The following is a 17,441-nucleotide window of genomic DNA, read 5'->3' on the forward strand; positions in this document are numbered from 1 at the left end:
GTGACCAGGCACATCTACAGCTGTCCCCTGCGCTGGTCGGACATGGACGCCTTCGGGCACGTCAACAACGTCGTCTTCCTGCGGTACCTGGAAGAGGCGCGCATCGACTTCATGTTCCGGCTGGCGCCGGGGGACGGTTCCCCCTCGTTCTCCGGCGGGTCCGTCGTGGCCCGGCACGAGATCGACTACAAGCGGCCGCTGGTCCACCGGCACGAGCCGGTGACCATCGAGTCGTGGGTCACGAAGATAGGCGCGGCGTCGCTGACGATCGCCTACGAGGTCAAGGACGCGGACGTCGTGTACGTCCGGGCGTCCACGGTCGTCGTGCCCTTCGACCTGGAGGCGCAGCGTCCTCGGAGGATCACCTCCGAGGAGCGCGAGTTCCTCCAGGAGTACGTCGACGACGGGATGACGTCCGCCGCATGACCGTGCTCGCGCCGCTGCACTTCGCCGACGCCCGGGAGGCGGCGGCCCTCGCCGCCTTCCTGGGCCGGCTGGTCCACTACGACCGGGCCGCGGCCGTCCGCCTCCAGGCGGGCGGCGGGGCGCTGGCCGTCTTCGGACGGCCGGCTTCCTTCGAGGTCCTCGCCATCCGTACGGCCCGGCTCGTCGACGCCGTCGACCTGGACGTCACCGTCTCCGCCGGCGAACTCCTCGAAGGCATCGAGGAGTCGGCCGGCAAGGCCGTCGTCCCGGACTCCGTCACCGGGCCGCCCTGGGCGGGCGTGCTGCCGCCCCGGGCCGGCTGGGAGCCGGTCGCCGGACTCCCGTCCGCCGCCGAGATGCGGGGCGCGGTCGCCGCGGCCGTCGCCGAATTCCGTTCGCGGGACGAGGAGTTGCCCGAGGAGCGGCGGACCAGGGCCGAGCGCGACCGCATCGGCCGCGAGATCTGGTCCCGGACCCTCGGCACCACCGGGCTGCCCCTGCGGGCCGTGCACGCCGCCCAGTCGCTGGGCTTCCTGCCGCCCGCCCCGGAGTCCGCGCCGGACGCGCCGGTCGCCCCGGTCGCGCTCTTCGCCTCCGGGCCGTGGCTCCGGCTGCGTACCCCGTACGGCTCGATCGCCCTCCGTACGGCGCCGATGTCCCTCACGGTCACCCCCGGGTGACCACGGACGCCGAGGTGGACGTCGAGGTCGACGGGGCCCTCACCGGGGACGAGCTCAACGGCCTCTTCCACGCCGCCTGGCCCGGGCACCAGGACACCGACTTCGGTCCCGTCCTCGCCCGCAGCCTGCTCCGCGTCACCGCCCGCCGCGCCGGGCGGCTCGTCGGGTACGTGAACGTCGTCGGGGACGGCGGCGTCCACGCCTTCCTCCTCGACACCACCGTCCACCCGGACGAGCGCCGCGCCGGGCTCGGCGTCACCCTCGTACGGGCCGCCGCCGGCGCGGCCCGCGCGCGCGGCGCGCACTGGCTGCACGTCGACTACGAGCCCCACCTCACCGGCTTCCACGAGCGGTGCGGCTTCCGGCCCACGGCCGCCGGACTCATCGCGCTGAACGACCTCTAGGAACATCGCCGCCCGATCCCGGCGGTCTCGGTGATCCCGACGGCCTGGACATCCCCCGCCGGTATGGACATCCCCCGACGGCCTGGACATCCCCCGGGGAGGGACGTCCCGACGCCCTCCCCGGTTTCGTCGTCCGTCAGCTCTCCGCGTCGTCCGGCCAGACCCCGATGTGGTCCTGCTCCAGCTCCAGCGCCACCCGGTGCTCCATCCCGAGCGCCTGCGTGTAGTCAGCCGGGAGCTGGAGCCGGCCCGCGCGGTCGAGCATCGCGTACTCCCGTGCCACCAGGGACTCCTGGCCCAGCTCGTCGACCTCGGTGCGGCGCAGCACCTCCGAGGAGGTGCGGCCGTCGCGGATGGCGACCGTGCGGCGGACCTCGGAGGCGACCGCCTGGTCGTGGGTGACGATGACGATCGTCGTGCCCAGCTCCTCGTTGGCGCGGCGGAAGGCCGCGAAGACCTGCTCGCCGGTGGCCGAGTCCAGCTCGCCGGTCGGCTCGTCGGCGAGCAGGACGGCGGGGTTGTTGGCGAGGGCGACCGCGATGGCCACCCGCTGCTGCTGACCGCCGGAGAGCTGGTGCGGCCGCCGGTCCCGGGCGTCCGCGATGCCCAGCATCGCGAGGAGTTCCTCGGCCCGCTCGGCCTTCCGCTTCGTCCGGCCGCCCCGCAACTGCATGGGCAGCGCCACGTTCTGGGCGGCCGTCAGGTACGGGAGGAGGTTGCGCGCGGTCTGCTGCCAGACGAAGCCGACGACCTCGCGGCGGTAGCGCAGCCGCGCCTTGCCGTCCATCGAGAGCAGGTCGCACCCGGCGACGCTCGCGGAGCCGGCCGTCGGCACGTCGAGGCCCGCCAGGATGTTCATCAGCGTCGACTTGCCGGAGCCCGAGGCCCCGACGAGCGCCATCAGCTCGCCCTCCTTCACCAGGAGGTCGAGCCCCTGGAGCGCCTGTACCTCCACCCCGTCCGTGGTGAAGATCCGGACCAGCCGGTCGCAGGCGATGAGCGCGTCGTGCCCGTACGAGGGCCGGTCGCGCCGTGCCGTCGCCCGCTTCTCCAGCTCCTCCAGCGTGGTGCCCGAAGCGGCGGTGGGGAGAGTCGTATCGGTCTTCGTCATCGTGCGTCTCCTGCCCTCAGTTCCTTGATCGAGCCCCTGCGTCCCGCCCACCAGGCCTGCCCGGCCGCCGCCAGTCCCGTCAGGAGGACGACGCCGAGCGCGGGCAGGACCAGGGACCAGGGATCCGCCCGCAGCGGGGCGCTGTCCAGCGTCGCGAAGCCCGGTGCCGTCGCGAGCGCGAGCCGGAACAGGTCGATGCCCGGGGCGAGCAGCGGCACCGTCGCCCAGCCGACGAGCATGCCGCCGAGCGCGGCGAGCACCGCCTGCGGCAGCGCTTCCAGGCCGAGGAGCCGCCGCCCCTGCTTCCGGGTCAGGCCCATCGTCCGCAGGCGCGCGAGGAGCGTGTTCCGCTCCGGCGCGCTCTGCATCAGGGAGAGCAGCACCGCCACGATCGCGTAGCCGGCGCCCGCGCCGATCGCCGCCGCGTAGATCCGCTCGGCGCCCGTCTGGAGCGGCGAGTCCACGTAGGTGGAGCGGAGCTCGCTGCGGAGCGCCACGAACAGGTCGCCCGACTTCGCCTTCACCGTGGCGCGCAGGGCCGTCCCGTCCACAGAGCTTCCCGTGACGAGCAGCGCGGTGGGCCTCGGGTGGGTCAGGTCGGCGGCGTTCACGACGAGGAAGTCCTCGCCGGTCAGGGCCGGGGTGGTCGTCCGGACCGCGACGACCTTCACCCGGAACACGCCGGCCGCCGCCACGATCTCCAGCGGCTCGCTGCCGAGCCGCTCGGCGATCGCGGGTGAGGCGATCGCGGGCAGCACCCGCTCGGTGTCCGCGACGGCGTCCTTGCCGCCCTTTCCGGTCGAAGCGAGCAGCTTCGCCGGGAACGGGCCGAAGTCGGTCCGCTCCGCGAGGCGGGCGTACGAGCCGGGCTCGACGCCCACGAGCGGCGCGCTCATCGGCTGGGCGGCGGTGCCCTGCAAGGACGGCATCGCCACCCCGTACTCGACTTGGATCGGGGCCAGGTCCCGTACGCCCGCCGTGTCGCGCACCGCCTCGGTGAGCCCGGGCGGCAGCGGCGTCCACTCGACCGAGCCGTCGACGCGGGCGTCCGCGCCGGTCGCGAGGAGCGCGGCCCGGTCGCGGGCGTCGGCGACCCCGGCGAGGACCGAGCCGCCGAACGCGGCCGTGGTCAGCGCGAGGACCAGCGCGAGGAGCGGCAGCGCGCCCGTCGAGGACGAGCGTCCGGCCCTGGCCAGGGCCAGCGGGCCGACCGCTCCGCGCAGTCGGCGGGCGGGCCGGGCCAGCCACCGCAGGGGCAGCGGATAGATCCGTACGAGGACGAGCGCGGCGATCACGCCGACGAGCACCGGGGCGGCGCTCACCAGGTAGTCCCCGGAGTCGCCGGTGCCGCGCAGCCGCAGCGAGGCGACGGCGCCCACGGCGAGGACGAGCAGGGTGAGCTCGGCGACCGTGCGGCGGCGGGAGGGCCGGGCGGTGAGCAGGTCGTCGCGGCCGCCGTGCAGACGCGGGCGGCGGTGCATGACGACGGCCCGCAGCGGCAGGACGAGCATCGCGAGGAGTGCGACGAGGGCGGCGGCGAGGAGGGAGGGGCCGAGGGGGAGTCCGGTGGCGGCCTCGGCCGCGGCGCCCGCGTCGGCGGCGGGACCGCCCGTCACCTCCGGGGGCCGTACGGTCCACACCGCCAGGGCCAGGCCGAGCGCGGCGGCCGGCACGGCCACCGCGGCGGTCTCGCCGAGCAGGCGCAGCCCGATGCCGGTCAGCGAGGCGCCGCGCGAGCGCAGCAGCGCCAGTTCGCTGTCCCGGCGGGCGGCGAAGAGGCCTCCGGTCATCGCGACGACGACGGCCGCGACCGCGCCGATGCCGAAGACGGCGACGGCCACGACGGGGTCGATCGCCTCGCGCATCGAGCGGAAGGAGTCGACGATCTCGTCGAGCTTGGTGGTGAGCGCGCCGGTGTTCCCCATGACCTGGCGCATCGAGACCAGGTCGGGTCCGGCGCTCGCCGAGCCGAGCGCGGCGTCGAGCCGGTCGACGTCCCTCGCGGTGAGGTGACCCGCCGTGGGCATGTACCGCCAGTAGGCCTCCGGCTCACCGGTGGTGGAGAGGGTCACGGGTGCCGAGGCGGGGGAGAGGAGCAGTGCCCCCTGCCAGTAGTACTTCACCTCGTCGCCGACGATCGGGGTGAGCGCCGGGGTGTGCAGCAGCGGCTCCACCGCCCAGTACGCGGACTCGATGCCGCGCGGCTCCACGATGCCGGTGACCGTCACGCCGACGGGCTCCGCGTTCACCACGCCGGGCACGTGCACGACCGAACCGGGCTTGATGCCGAGGGACTTCGCGGTCGCCGCGGTGACCACGGCCTCCGGGGCGCGCGCCGATCCGGCGGGCATTCTGCCCTTCCGTACCGTCGCGTGGGCGGTCAGGTCGGACGGGGAGGAGAGCACGAGCTCGGGGGACAGGCCGTCGGGCCGGGGCAGCCACTTGTCGAGCCCGTCGATCCGCTTGATCGTACGGACGCCGTGGACGGTCTGCTTCGGGTCGGTCCGCAGCGGCTCGGGGAGCAGGGAGCGCAGCGTGTCCCGCTTGTTCAGGAGGACGGAGGGGGCCAGGGCGGCCTCGCGCTCGGCGAGCGGCCCTCCCAGGCCGCCGGGCTGGGTCAGTTCGATGATGCTGTTGCGGGGCTCCGCGGCCTCGATCTCGTGCCGCAGTCCCTCCGTCTCGTACGCGTCGACGGCGCGCGGGAGCGCGGCGGCGAGGTAGACGGTGACCAGGACGAGGAGCGCCAGGGAGCCGGCGGCCCAGGGCGCGGTCCGCAGCCGGGTCCGCACCCAGGGCGCCACGGCGCGGGCGGGCCTGCCGGACCCGGGGGCCCTGCCGGATCCGGGGGCGCTGCCGGACCCGGGGGCCCTGGCGGACCGGGCTGCCTTGTCGGACCGGGGCATGTCGGTGTTCTCCCTGTTCTCGTTCTCCCTGCGTGCGGCGGTCATCAGTTCTCCCCCTGGTGGCGCAGGGTCACGACCGGGTCGGTGCGGCGCAGGGCGATCGCCGCGACGATCGCCAGCGGCAGTGCGGCGACGCCGGTGACGAGCAGCGCCACCTGGCCCAGGGGCAGCTCCACCAGGACCGGGGGCACGGGCCGGGTGGCCTGGCCGGTGAGGACGACGAGGGGGACGACGGCCCGGGCCAGGACCGTGCCGAGCCCGATGCCGACGAGCAGGCCGACGGCGATGAGTACGCCCTGCTCGGCGGCGATCAGCCGGGCGAGGCGGCGCTGCGGGGTGCCGAGCGCCCGCAACACCCCGAACTCGGCGGACCGTTCCCGCATCGAACCGGCCGAGCCGACGGCGAAGCCGACCGCGGCGAGGGCGGCGGCGGCCGCCGCCACGGCCATCAGGGCGGCGTTGGGTCCGGCGCCGAGCGGGTCGCCGAGCAGGTCGGCGGCGGTCTCGTCGCGTACGAGGATCTGCTCGGGGTCCGCGCTCGGGCGGGCCCGCAGGGCCGCGGCGACCTCGTCCGACCGGTCGGGTGCGACGGTCAGCCACCACTCGCTCGCGGGGACGCTCGCGGTCTCGTCGCTCGCCAGATAGCGGTTGACCGAGGCCAGGTCGACGAGGATCGAGCCGCCGTCCTCAGGAGTGGCGACGGGCGTGGTGGCGGAGGCCCCCTGGGCGCCCGGGCCGGTGGTCGGCAGCTCCTTGACCACCCGGGCGATGGTGATGCCGACCGGCTTGCCGCCGAGGGTGATCTCCAGCTTGTCCCCGGGCTTGGCGCCGGTCGCGGCCAGGTAGGTCTCCGTGACCACGGCCGGCAGCCGGGCGGGCGCCTTCGGCCCGGGGGCGGTCAGCCGGACGGTGTACTCCTCGGTCACGAAGAACCTGCCCCCCACCTCCTTGCCGCTGATCGCGTACGCGACGGAGTACGGCGCGGGGCGGCCGCCGGGTCCCGCGGAGCCGGGACGGCCGGTCGCCTGGACGGTGAGATCAGGTGTGCCGTTCAGCGTCTGCTCGGCGGCGTAGGCCCAGTCGGCGAGGATCCGTCCCGGCGCGTGCGTCCGCTCGGTGCCGTCAGGACCGACGGTGGTGAAGCGCTCGACGTTCAGGGTCAGCGGGTGCTTCTCGCCGTCGTCGACCTCGCCGATGAGCTCCAGGCCGGTGAGGGTGAGCAGGCCGCCGGAGCCCTTGCTGCCCGCGGTGTCCGCGCCGCCCGTGGCGCCGGGCCCGCCGGCGAGGGCGCCGAGGTCGAGGGTCAGCCGGTGCGTGCGGCCGTCGGAGGGCAGCGAGCCCACGGCCAGCCGGTACGGGATGCCGTTCGGGTCCTCCAGGACGACCGTGACCCGGGCCTCTGAGGTGCGGGCCGCCGCGACGGTGCGCAGGTCGATGCCGAGCGTCCGGGTGCCGGCGGGCAGGGGGAGCCCGGGGCGGGTCCCGGCCTCGGGGGCGAGCGGGGCGAAGAGGGAGTCGGTGGAGGAGGTGCCAGCGAGGTCGGGGCGGAGCAGCAGCCCGCCCGCGGCCGTGCGGGTGTCGACGGCCAGGACGGTCGCGTTCTTCCCGGCGACGTCCGTCGAGGCGCGGTGCACCGGGGCCACGGCCGTGACACCGGGCAGGCCGGCGAGGAGCTCGGTCTGGGTCGGCTCGCCGGGGCCGGCGGCGAGCACGCGGACGTCCGCGCCGGCCCGGAAGTCGGCCTGGTCCCGCTGCGAACGCTCCCACGAGTTGCTCTGCCCGATGGCCAGCATGCCCATCGCCACGGCGAGGACGAGCAGGAGCACCGGGCCCGCGCCGCGCAGCGGCCGGCGGCTGAACTGCCAGCCGGCGAGGGCGGCGGAGAGACCGCGCCCGCTCGCGGCCCGCCGCTCGGCCAGCTTGGCGGCGGGCGGCAGCAGACGCAGGGTCAGGACGGTGCCGGCGAGCAGGGCGAGGGCGGGCGCGGCGACGAGCACCGGGTCCACGGAGCCCCCGCCGGCCTCGCCCGACCCGAGGGTCGCGCCGGTGGCGGAGGGCCGCTGCAACTGCCAGTACGCGACGGCGGCGATGGCGAGCAGACCGATGTCCGCCCCGGCCCGTACGGGGGCGGGCAGGGTGCCCGAGCGGGTCTTGCGCAGGGAGACGGCGGCGCCGTCCCCGGCGGCGAGCGCGGGAGCCACGACGGCCGCCGCGCAGCACAGCGCCACGGCGATCGCGACCAGCCACACCTGGAGGTACGGCGTCGTGTCGAGCTTCACCCCGAGCGAGGAGAGCGCGGACCGCTCGGCGAAGAGCCGGGTCAGCGGGCCGGTCAGGAGCGGGGCGGCGATCGCCGCGGGCAGCGCGAGCAGCAGCGCCTCGACGGCGGCGAGCCCGGTGATCCGGCGCCGCGAACCGCCGCGGGCCCGCAGCAGCGCCGTCTCTCCGGAACGCTCGGTGCTGAGCAGCCGGGCCACGAGCAGCAGCGCGTACGCGGCGAGCAGCACCAGCTGCACGGCCACGATCAGGAGGGTCGAGCGGGAGACCGTCAGCGCGCGCTGGGTCTGCTCCAGGACGGTCGGGAGCGCGGTGGCCGCGGCGATCGTCGTCCCGAAGGGCTCGGTGGCGGAGGCCAGCTCCTTCGGCGCCTCGGTCGCCGAGACGCGCAGGGCGTCCATCCCGTCGGTGGTGAGGCCGCTGAAGTCGGCGGTGCCGAGCCAGGACGTGTCCCCGGCGCTGAGCGCTCCGGAGGCGGGGACGGCCGGGTCGACGAAGAGCGGTCCGTACGTCGTGAAGGCGACCGTCCGCACGCCGCGGCCGCCGGCCGGGTCGAGCTGCCAGTACAGGTCGGCGGTGTCGATGGGCTTGTAGACGCCGGTGATCCGGGTCTTCACCACCTTGCCCTCGGCGAGCCGGTCGCCGAGGGCGAGCACGGTCCCCGGCGTGATCCGGAGGCGCCGGGCGGCCTCCTCGGGGATCGCCGACTCGACGACGCCGCCGGTGCGGGCGGCCGAGGGCCAGGCGCCCCGGACGAGCGAGAGCCGCGAGCGGTCGAGGGCGGCGAAGCGGGTGAGGTCAGGATCGCCCTTGCGGGCGGCGGGTGGCTGAAGACCGCGGGGGAGTGCGTACGGCCCGGAGCGTTCGAGGCGCCGTACGGTCACCGGCAGCCCGTCGAAGGTCTTCCGTGCCCCGTCCCGCACGGCCTCCTCGGCACTCGCCCGCTTCGCGGCGTCGACCTGTCCGGTCACGAGCAGCGACGCGGCGGGCGCGGACCGCCCCTGGAGCCCCGCCTGGAGCGCCGCGTCCCCGATGGACGAGGAGAAGGCGGCGAGCGTGGCCAGCACGGTGGTGGTCAGCAGTACGGCGAGCAGCGCCGCGGCCAGCAACAGCCGGTGAGCCCTGACACGCAGGAATACGAACCCCGTCACCCATCCCCCTGGAACCCTGAAACAGCCTGCGTGCGCGGAGCGCCGCCGAAAGTTCTCCGTAAGCCCACCGAGTCCCCCCGGACTTCCTCTGGACTCTTTCAGAGTGCAGGGGCGGCTGGAAACCGCTTACGGACCGACCTTGATGGGATCGTGACCGTTAATCGGCGTTCCGTCTCCGGAATGTGTCCGTCCAGGGGGGGCGGTGGTGGTGTGGGGTGGTGAAGGTCCGTCAGCCGGCCGTGTTCACCATCGAGGCCGCCGCGTAGGTGAGGTAGCGCCACAGCTCCGCCTCGTGCTCGGGGGCGAGCTCGAGGTCGTCCAGGGCGGCGCGCATGTGGCGGAGCCAGGCGTCGTGGGCCTCCTGGTCCACGGTGAACGGGGCGTGGCGCATGCGGAGGCGGGGGTGACCGCGGTGGTCGCTGTACGTGCGGGGGCCGCCCCAGTACTGCATCAGGAAGAGGGCGAGGCGCTCCTCCGCCGGGCCGAGGTCCTCCTCGGGGTACATCGGGCGCAGCAGCGGGTCGGCCGCGACGCCCTCGTAGAAGCGGTGGACCAGGCGGCGGAAGGTCTCCTCGCCGCCGACCTGCTCGTAGAAGGTCTGCTCCTGCGTCGTTTCCCCGGGAATCTCGTTCACCGTTCCATCGTCTCAGATGACCGGACCGAGGACCGGAGGCTTAGGACCTCCCCGGCGACCGCTCGCCCGGAGGCCCGGCGACCGCTCGCCCGGAGACCTGGGACGGCTCACCGGAGACCCGGCGACCGCTCGCCGGAGGCCTCCGGTGGCGGGAGAGTGGAGGCATGGGTGAGCCGTGGGGCGAGTCCGCCGGGGCCGGTGCGCGGGAGCGACATGCGCTCGTGCGGGAGATCGAGGGGTACGGCCTGCTGTCCGACCCCGCCTGGCGGGCCGCCTTCACCGAGGTCCCGCGCCACCTCTTCGTCCCCTCGTACTACGTCTCCGGGACCGGCGGCTACGAACGGCTCTGGGCCGGCGACCCCGACCCCGCGCGACGGGCGCGCTGGCTGCACGGGGCCTACGCGGACACGGCGATCGCCACCCGCGTACGCGACGGGGAACTGGTCTCCTCCGCCAGCCAGCCCTCCCTGATGGCGCTCATGCTCCAGGCCCTGGACGTGCGCGACGGGGACGACGTCCTGGAGATCGGCGCCGGGTCCGGCTACCACGCGGCCCTGCTCTGCCACCGGCTCGGCGAGGAGCACGTCACCACCGTCGACCTGGAGGAGGAGATCGCCGAGTCCGCCAGGACCCATCTCGCCGCCGCCGGGTACCGACCCGCGGTGCTCGCCGCCGACGGCGCCCGCGGCTGCGCCGAGCACGCCCCCTACGACCGGATCGTCGCGACCTGCGCGGTGCCCGCCGTCCCGTTCCCCTGGATCGCCCAGTGCCGGCCCGGCGCCCTGGTCCTCGCCCCGCTCTCCACCGGCCTCGTCCTGCTGCGCGTGCGCGACGGTACGCACGCGGAGGGGCGGTTCCTGGAGACCTCGGCGTACTTCGTGGCGCTGCGGGGCGCCGCCGCCCACGTCCCGGAGCGCCAGGGCCCGCGCCACGGCCCCGCCGGGGACGAACGCTTCGGCTTCCTGTGGGGTCTCGTCGCCGAGGTCCTGGACAGACGCGAAGCGCTCTCGCTCTGGCTGCGCGAGGGGCAGCCGGAGCGGGAGCGCTTCGGGGTGACGGTCAGCGGCGACCGGCAGTGGGCCTGGCTGGACGAGCCCGGAGGCCCGTACGCCTGGCCCCTGCCCGTGGCCTGACGGCGCCGGCTTCAGGGCCTGTCGTGCGGATCAGGGCCGACAGCCCTAGCCGCGCCGGATCGTGATCGTCGTCCAGGCGCCGACGTGGACGCGGTCGCCCTCCTGGAGCTGGACGGGGACGTACGGCTGGATCGGCTCCTCGCCGCCGTTGATCGTGGTGCCGTTGGTGGAGTTCTGGTCCACCACCGCCCACGAGCCGTCCGGCTGCTGCACGAGCACGGCGTGCTGGTGCGAGACGCCCGGGTCCTCCGGCGGCACCGACAGGTCGATGTCGGGGGACTCGCCGGTGGAGTGCCGGCGGCGGCCGATGGAGATCTGGTTGCCCTGGAGCGGCAGGTGCTTGTCCGGCGAGTACGCGGGCAGGTTGAGGCCCGAGGCCTCAGGCCCGCTGCGGTGCATCATCGCCATGAAGTACTCGCGGTCCGGGCCGATGACCGCGGTCCAGCCCAGGGGCGGCTGCGGCGGCTGGAACTGCTGCTGCGGAGGCTGCTGGTGCTGCGGGGGCTGCTGCTGGTGGTGCTGCTGCTGGTGGTGCTGCTGGTGCTGCTGCTGAGGGGGCGGCGGCGGAGCCTGGTGGAACTGCTGCTGCGGCGGCGCCTGGTGCGGTGGCGGCTGCGGGGGCTGCGGCTGCGACGGCGGCGACAGGACCCAGTCGTCGTCCGCGCGCGGCTGCGGCGGCGCGGGCGGGACCGGCGCCTGGACCGGGGCCTGGTGCGGCGGCGGACCCTGGAGGTACCCGGGCGGCGCCGGCGGCTGCTGCTGCATCGGCTGCTGCTGCATCGGCGGGCGCTGCGGCGGGGCCTGGTGGTGCGTGGGCTCGGCGCCCAGCGGCTCGGCCGGACGGTTCACCTGGGAGGGCCGCGAGCCCTGGTACCCGAAGGGGTCCGGCTGCTGCGGCTGCGGAGGCTGCTGCTGCTGCGGCGGGGGCGGCGGCGGGGACTGGAAGCCGGGCGGCAGGTTCAGACCGGGCGGCGGCCCGGACTGCTGCGGCGCCAGCGGCGTGTACGAGGTCGCCGTGTTCGTGAGGAAGTTCCAGCGGCATTCCTCGCAGAACGGCGCCATGTGCTCACGCGGGGTACGGCACTGCGGGCAGAGCTCCGCCTGCGCGGTCGCGTTCGAGTCGCCGCCGGGGCCGAAGCCTCCGGGGCCGGGGTATCCGTACGCGGGCGGCGGCGGGGGAGGCGGCGGTACGGCACCCGCAGGCGCGCCCGCCCCGGCCATGCGATGGCCGCAGACCTCGCACCAGTCGTCGGAGACCGACTGGTGTCCGTTCGGGCAGGTCGGCATGTCGGCGCTTCCCCCTCTCGTCGTCCGGCCCGGCGGGCCGGGCTACCTCTACCTCTTGACGCGAACGGTCTTGGTGGAGCGGGTCTCGAGTGTCATCTCGTCCGCTTCCGCGACCTTCGCCTTCAAACGCACAGTACCCGTCGCCGCGTCGACGACGTCGACCACCTTCGAAAGGAGTTTCGCCGTATCCGCGTTGCCGGAGGCCGCCGCGAGCTGGACGGCGCGGCCCAGTTTGGCCGTCGCGCCGTCGTGATCGCCCGATTTGCGGGCATCGAGCCCCTGCTGGATGACGTCCGCGAGCTCCGCCTGCCCCGTGTAGTGCGCGACCTGCGGGTTGATCGACGTGGACATCGCCAGGTCGTCCGTCCACACGGCCCGTACCAGTCCTTGAGACAGCGGCCGGGGGTCGCCGCCCGCCGGGTCCGGGGCGATCAGGGAGACCCGGGCGGCGAGCATCTCCTGGCCGATCGCGGCCTGCGGGACGCGCACGCTCACGTGGTAGTCGCGGGACTCGTCGCCCCACGAGCCCGTCGGGTAGTCGCCGGCGCGCGGCCCGGCCTCGGTGCGCCGGCCGGTCAGGTCCTCGACCGCCGGCGCCACCTGCTTCACGTACCCGATCTCCACGCCGACCGGCGTCCACAGGCGCAGTACGACGTCCGCCACGCCCTTGCCCATGGCCTGCTCCATCATCACCGTGAAGTCGGCGGCGAGACCGGCCGGGTCGGCGACGATGTCGGCCGTGCCGAGGAGCGCCGAGGCGATCCCGGTGACCTCCTTGACCTCCCAGTCGGTGCCGACCCCGCGCGCGTCACAGGTGAACCGGCCCGCGGAGGCGTCCAGCGCGGCCCGCAGCTCCTCGGGCGACTCGTGCTCGTTGCGGCCGTCGGTGAGGAGGATGCCGTGCCGGATGGCGAGGTCGGCGGAGGAGAGCAGCCGGTCCGCGAGGCGCAGCCAGGTGCCGATCGCCGTGCCGCCGCCGGCGGACAGGCTCCGCAGCGCCTCCTTGGCCTCGGCCCGGGTCCGGGAGTCGGCGACGGCGAGCCGGCCGTTCCCCGGGTAGACCTCCTTGGCCACGTGCGTGCCGGCGACGACGGCGAAGGACGTGCCGTCGCGCAGGGTGTCGACGGCGGCGGCGGTCGCCTCACGGGCGCCGCGCATCTTGGTGGCGGGGTAGTCCATCGAGCCGGAGCAGTCGACCATGATCACGACGCCGGCCGAGCCGCCGCCCGCGGGGCCCCCGAACCCGCCGCTGGTGCCGCCGCCGGTGGACGTGACCGTGACGATGGCGCTGACCTCGCGCCCGCCCTCCGGGAGGAACTCGTTCTGGTACACGTCCACGGAGAACTGCGGCACGGTCGGCTTGGAGAAGTTCGCCATCTGTTTCGGCTCCTCGGGCGACAACAGGGAAGGGAGAAAAGGGGGGTGGGGGGATCGGCGGCCGCTCAGGCGGATCCTGCCCCGGGGGGAGAGACGGTGAACGGCAGCAGCGCCACCGTGATGTTGTCGTGGCCTCCGCCGTCGAGGGCGTGGCCGACCAGGACCTGCGCGGCGCCCAGCGGGCGGCCCGCCGCGTCCGGCGGGACGATCCTCGCCATGTCCTCGGCGCCCTCCGCGTAGTTCCAGAGCCCGTCGGTGCAGACCACGACGATCCCGGAGCGGTCCGGCTTGAACGCGGCCGTGTGCGGGTCCAGTTCGTACGCGTCGGCGCCCAGCCAGCCGGTGATCGCGTGGGCGCGCTCGTCCGCGTACGCCTCGGCCTCGCTCATCAGGCCCGCCGCGACCATCTGGGCGGCCCAGGAGTCGTCCTCGGTGAGCCGCACGGCCGGGGTGGTGCGGTCGTCCGGCACCCAGTAGACGCGGCTGTCGCCGACCCAGCCGACGATCAGCAGGCCGTCGGCGACGACGGAGCCGACGATGGTGCAGGCCGGAGAGTTGCGGTGCGGGTCGTGCTCGGCGCCGTCCTGGCCGGGCTCCTCCGCGAGGGAGTTGACGGCCTCGGCGGCGGCGACGATCGCCTCGTGCATGGCCTGCTGCGGGTGGATGCCGCGGGGCAGCGCGGCGAGCAGCGCGGCGCCGGCCGCCTGCGCGGCGGCGGCGGAGGCCTCGTCGGGGCGGGTCGCCGAGGAGACGCCGTCGCAGACGATCGCGAGGGAGGCGGGGGAGCCGTCGGGGAGGGTGGTCGCCGAGACGGCGAACGCGTCCTCGTTGCGGTGGTGGCGCAGTCCCCGGTCGCTGACGGCGGCGACGGTGCCGAGCTCCTGCTCCATGTGGTCCCGCTCGCGCGGCTGCGCGTGCCCGCAGTTCTCGCAGTAGCCGTCGGTGTCCACCCGCCCGGCCCGGCAGGCCACGCACAGGGCGGCGGCAGCCGGTGCCTGGGCCGGGGCCGGGGCCTGAGGCGGTTCCTGGTCCGGTGCCTGGGCAGGCGCCTGGGGCGGATCCACCTGGACCGCCGTACGAGGGTCGGGGGCGGCGAGCTCGAAGTCGCCCCCGGACGCCGGCGCCGGTGTCGATGCAGGTGGGGACACGGGCGGGCCGTCCGTACGGACCGCCATCGTGGGCAGGTCACGGCCGCCGGAGTCGGTGCCCGGCAGGTCGCCCGGGTGCTGGGTCGCCGTCGAGAGCGAACCGGCCTCCCGGGGCGGGGCGGCCGGCCAGACCACGGGCGCGACGATCGCCACGGTCGGGCGGTCCGGCTCCGTCTCGGCCGCCGGGACGGCCGACAGGTCGTGGCCGCACGCCCCGCAGAACCGGTCACCCGAGTCCAGCGGCTCCGCGCAGCCCGGGCAGGCGGCGAGTCCGTGCGACGGCTTCGGCTCAGGCTTCGGCTTCTGGGACATCCTCACACCCACGTCCGGGGGCGGAAGCGGTTGGCCCGCTCCACCAGTTCGATCCTCTCCTCGCCCCGCTGGGCGAGCCGGGCCAGCACCCGGTACGAGCGTTCGAGGCCGAAGCGCAGTCCGCGCTCGTCCAGTTCACTTCCGAGCAGCAGCGTGCCGCCGCCCGGTGCCGCACCGGGACTCCCGGAGAGTACCCAGTCGAGGGCCGTCCCGAGGACCTCCGTCGACAACTGCTCCCGGCGCACCGCGTCGAGACCGAAGCCCTGGAGCGCGGAGACCTGCGCCGCGGCGGCCGTCAGTTCGGCGCCGAGCGGCTCGTGCGCCGGGCGCCGCCGCAGCCGCGCCCGTACGGCCGCGACCCGGGCCGCCGTGTAGTGGATCGAGGCCTCGGGCACGGACTCCAGGGTCTTCACGGCTCCGGCGCGGTCGCCCGCCGCGAGCTGCACCCGGGCGAGGCCGAAGGCCGCGCTGACGAAGCTCGGGTCGGTCGCCCACACCAGGCGGTAGTACTCGGCGGCGTTGTCCAGTTGGCCGAGCACCTCGGCGCAGATCCCGAGGGCCAGCTTCGGCGACGGCTCCCCGGGGAAGGCGTCGTAGACCGCGTCGAAGGCGAGCGCCGCGTGCTCGTGGTCCCCGGTCACCAGGGAGGTCACACCCCGGTACCAGACCACCCGCCAGTCGTCCGGGTCCCGCTCCTCCAGCGAGGCGAGGGTCCGTACGGCGGTGGGCGCGTCGCTCAGCTCCAGGTGGGCCCGGAGGGTGCGCAGCCGCAGCTCGGTGGAGGGCGCGGGAGCGGCCTGGAGCGCGCCGAGCAGCTCGGCGGGGGCGGCGGCCGCCAGTCCGGCGAGGAATCCGGCGTTGGGGTCGCCCGAGTCGACGCGCGGCACGGGCAGCGCGAGCGCGGTGGCGGGTGCGTCGAGCGCGGCGAGCAGCCACCCGAGCCCGGGCGCCCTGGGGCCGGCCGCGACGGGAGCCGCCCCAGGCCCGGACGGAGCCAGGGCCGACTGGCTCCCGCCCTGAGTCCCGGCCCGCTTTCCGCCCCGCCTCCCGGCGCCCTTCCGGGCCCCGAGCAGCGACACGTCCTCCGTCAGCTCGGCGAACAGCGCCGTGTCCGTGACCCGGACCTCCGTGCCGAACAGCGTCGAAAGGGCGGGACGCGGACGCCCCGACTGGAGCGCCACCACCTCCCGCAGGACGCCGGTCAGCTGCTCCGCCATCTCCTGCGCGGACGAGAACCGCCGCGCCGGGTCCGGGTCCGTGGCGCGGACCAGGAAGCGGTAGAACGACTCGTACGTCCGGAAGACCGTGATGTGCTCCGGATCGGGCAGCGAGTCCACGAACACGTTCGTGTAGCCCTGGAAGTCGAACGTCATCACGGCCAGCGTCCGCGCCACCGTGTACAGGTCGCTGGCGACCGACGGGCCGACCTCGGCCACCTCCGGGGCCTGGTAGCCGACCGTGCCGTAGATCGCCGACTCGTCGTCGTCCATCCGCCGGACCGCGCCCATGTCGATGAGCTTCAGCTGGTCCTCGGTCTGGATGGCGTTGTCGACCTTGAAGTCGCAGTACAGCAGGTTCCGGCTGTGCAGATGACCGAGCGCCTCCAGGGCCTCGATCCCGTACGCGCAGGCCTGCTCCACGGGCAGCGGGTCGCGCCGGCCGTCCGGGGTGCGCCGGTCGTTGGCGATCTCCTTGAGCGACTTGCCGCCGACGTACTCCATGACGATGTAGCCGTCCAGGGAGCCGGTGCGCTGGTCGAGGTGCTCGACGAAGTTGTAGATCCGGACGATGTTGGAGTGCTCGATCTCGGCGAGGAAGCGGCGCTCCGAGATGGCCGCGGCCATCGCGTCCTGGTCGCCGGTGTCCAGCAGGCCCTTCAGCACCACCCAGCGGTCGGAGACCGCCCGGTCGACGGCGAGGTAGACCCAGCCGAGTCCGCCGTGGGCGAGGCAGCCCGCGACCTCGTACTGGCCGTGGACGATGTCCCCGCCGCGCAGCTTCGGCACGAAGGAGTACGGGTGCCCGCACTTGGTGCAGAAGCCCTCCGTACGCCCCGGCCGGTCACCGCGCGAACGGCCCACCGGGGCGCCGCAGTCGGAGCGGGAGCAGAAACGCTTCCGCTCGGGGACTTCCGGGTTCTCCATCACCGCGCCCCGCGGGTCGGGACGCGGCACCTCCGGGATCGTCACCAGGCCCGCGCCCAGCCGGTTCCGGGCGGACTGCCCGGTCGACGTGCCCGAGCTGCGCACCGACACCGAACGGCCCCCGGACGTCCCGGAGACCGAACGCGAGAGACGGCCGGAGACCGAACGGCGAGACGTCGACGAGCGAGACGAGCGGGACGAGGCACGCGAGGACGCCCGCGAACTCCGCGAGGAGCTCGAATCGGTCCCGCCGATGCCACCCGTTCCCGTACCCGTACCCGTTCCCGTTCCCGTGTTCTTGCCGGGTACGGCGATGCCGGTCGGCGTCGAACCGATCAGCCCGCCGGGTGCGACGACCGGGGCGAGCCCGCAGGTGTCGCAGTACAGCTCGCCGCCTCCCATGTCCTCGTACGAGCCCTCGCACGAGGGACGCTGACAGCTCCCCACACCCGTC

General features: G+C 74.9%; 13 protein-coding genes. 5 read left to right on the forward strand and 8 right to left on the reverse strand.

The window, feature by feature from the left end:
- The 3 genes from ACZ6K0_RS14655 to ACZ6K0_RS14665 are packed head-to-tail and all read left to right on the forward strand — an operon-like array spanning position 1 to position 1,510.
- Positions 1-426, forward strand: coding sequence for an acyl-CoA thioesterase (locus ACZ6K0_RS14655; RefSeq protein WP_317595234.1), 426 nt, complete (start codon positions 1-3; stop codon positions 424-426).
- On the forward strand, positions 423-1,106 hold the full coding sequence (locus ACZ6K0_RS14660) for a DUF8010 domain-containing protein (protein WP_376405736.1): 684 nt from the start codon (positions 423-425) through the stop codon (positions 1,104-1,106). Before ACZ6K0_RS14655 ends, ACZ6K0_RS14660 begins: the two co-directional genes overlap by 4 nt.
- Positions 1,103-1,510: a GNAT family N-acetyltransferase gene (locus tag ACZ6K0_RS14665; protein ID WP_376405738.1), complete on the forward strand. Its 408-nt coding sequence runs from the start codon at positions 1,103-1,105 to the stop codon at positions 1,508-1,510. The genes ACZ6K0_RS14660 and ACZ6K0_RS14665 overlap by 4 nt, the downstream gene beginning before the upstream one ends.
- A 136-nt stretch (positions 1,511-1,646) precedes the next feature.
- Here the strand turns inward: ACZ6K0_RS14665 and ACZ6K0_RS14670 are convergent, their stop codons facing one another.
- The 4 genes from ACZ6K0_RS14670 to ACZ6K0_RS14685 all read right to left on the reverse strand — a co-directional run bounded on the left by ACZ6K0_RS14670 (position 1,647) and on the right by ACZ6K0_RS14685 (position 9,586).
- Positions 1,647-2,621: an ABC transporter ATP-binding protein gene (locus ACZ6K0_RS14670; protein WP_469233627.1), complete on the reverse strand. Its 975-nt coding sequence runs from the start codon at positions 2,619-2,621 to the stop codon at positions 1,647-1,649.
- Positions 2,618-5,569, reverse strand: coding sequence for an FtsX-like permease family protein (locus tag ACZ6K0_RS14675; protein WP_469233626.1), 2,952 nt, complete (start codon positions 5,567-5,569; stop codon positions 2,618-2,620). Before ACZ6K0_RS14675 ends, ACZ6K0_RS14670 begins: the two co-directional genes overlap by 4 nt.
- Positions 5,569-8,952 (reverse strand): ABC transporter permease, encoded by a 3,384-nt coding sequence (locus ACZ6K0_RS14680; RefSeq protein WP_469233624.1) that lies wholly within the window; start codon positions 8,950-8,952, stop codon positions 5,569-5,571. Before ACZ6K0_RS14680 ends, ACZ6K0_RS14675 begins: the two co-directional genes overlap by 1 nt.
- A gap of 229 nt (positions 8,953-9,181) precedes the next feature.
- On the reverse strand, positions 9,182-9,586 hold the full coding sequence (locus ACZ6K0_RS14685; protein WP_376405746.1) for a globin: 405 nt from the start codon (positions 9,584-9,586) through the stop codon (positions 9,182-9,184).
- A 164-nt stretch (positions 9,587-9,750) separates the two neighbouring features.
- Here ACZ6K0_RS14685 and ACZ6K0_RS14690 point away from each other — a divergent pair, with 164 nt between their 5' ends.
- Positions 9,751-10,719 carry a methyltransferase domain-containing protein gene (locus ACZ6K0_RS14690; RefSeq protein ID WP_469233622.1) on the forward strand — a complete coding sequence of 323 codons (969 nt, stop codon included), beginning with the start codon at positions 9,751-9,753 and terminating at the stop codon, positions 10,717-10,719.
- Between the two features lie 45 nt (positions 10,720-10,764).
- Here the strand turns inward: ACZ6K0_RS14690 and ACZ6K0_RS14695 are convergent, their stop codons facing one another.
- The 4 genes from ACZ6K0_RS14695 to ACZ6K0_RS14710 form a co-directional block, all read right to left on the reverse strand.
- The gene (locus ACZ6K0_RS14695) at positions 10,765-12,006 is read right to left on the reverse strand and encodes an FHA domain-containing protein (RefSeq protein WP_469233620.1); all 1,242 of its coding nucleotides are present in this window, start codon (positions 12,004-12,006) and stop codon (positions 10,765-10,767) included.
- 48 nt (positions 12,007-12,054) lie between these two features.
- Positions 12,055-13,383, reverse strand: a complete 1,329-nt coding sequence (locus ACZ6K0_RS14700; protein ID WP_469233618.1) for a vWA domain-containing protein — start codon at positions 13,381-13,383, stop codon at positions 12,055-12,057.
- Positions 13,384-13,448: 65 nt separating this feature from the next.
- Positions 13,449-14,843, reverse strand: coding sequence for a PP2C family serine/threonine-protein phosphatase (locus ACZ6K0_RS14705; RefSeq protein WP_469233616.1), 1,395 nt, complete (start codon positions 14,841-14,843; stop codon positions 13,449-13,451).
- 2 nt (positions 14,844-14,845) lie between these two features.
- Entirely contained in the window at positions 14,846-17,098 is a 2,253-nt protein-coding gene (locus ACZ6K0_RS14710) for a serine/threonine-protein kinase (protein ID WP_469233614.1), read from the reverse strand.
- Here ACZ6K0_RS14710 and ACZ6K0_RS14715 point away from each other — a divergent pair.
- Positions 17,076-17,423: a hypothetical protein gene (locus tag ACZ6K0_RS14715; RefSeq protein ID WP_469233612.1), complete on the forward strand. Its 348-nt coding sequence runs from the start codon at positions 17,076-17,078 to the stop codon at positions 17,421-17,423. The two genes, ACZ6K0_RS14710 and ACZ6K0_RS14715, sit on opposite strands and share 23 nt — an antisense overlap.
- Positions 17,424-17,441: the final 18 nt, after the last annotated feature.

It is taken from the genome of Streptomyces sp. NPDC042346 (genome assembly GCF_055581845.1).